The organism is Polaromonas sp. P1_G2, assembly GCF_056405515.1.
Genome location: NZ_JBFUBY010001075.1, coordinates 1 through 467 on the forward strand (window position 1 = coordinate 1; position 467 = coordinate 467).

Here is a 467-nt window from a genome sequence, read left to right on the forward strand (position 1 = left end):
GGCCTGGTAGAGGTCGCCCATCTGCCTGTCGATATCGGCAAGCGCATCGTCCAGGCGCTTCCACACGGCCGGATCGTTGCCGACATTTTGCAGGCCGAGCGCCATCGCGTGGAACCATTCGACGAGCGTCTCGTTGGGGGTCTCGGTCAGGCCGATGACATCGCCGATGCAGCGCACCGAGATCGGCTCGAAAAGCTCGGCGGTGAGGTTGGCCGCTCCGTTCTTCCTGATCGAGTCGATGTAACGCTGCACGACCGGCCGCGGCAGACCCTCGACGAACGAGCGCACGCGTTCCTGCGTGAGGTTCTCGTCGATACCTTGGCGAAGGCATTGATGGTCCTCGCCAGACATGGTCAGCACGTTCGGCATGCCCATGACCCGGGCTTCGGGCCGGTCGGCCGATCCGGACGGCCCGAATATCTTGTCGTTGCCGCCGATCGTGCGGCAGTCGTCGAACCGGGTGATGA

At 64.2% G+C, this 467-nt stretch carries 1 protein-coding gene; it reads right to left on the reverse strand.

Translation table 11 applies throughout. From position 1 onward, the window contains the following. On the reverse strand, positions 1 to 467 hold a 467-nt coding region (locus AC1D0P_RS29125; RefSeq protein WP_477679916.1), incomplete at both ends, for a cytochrome P450 family protein.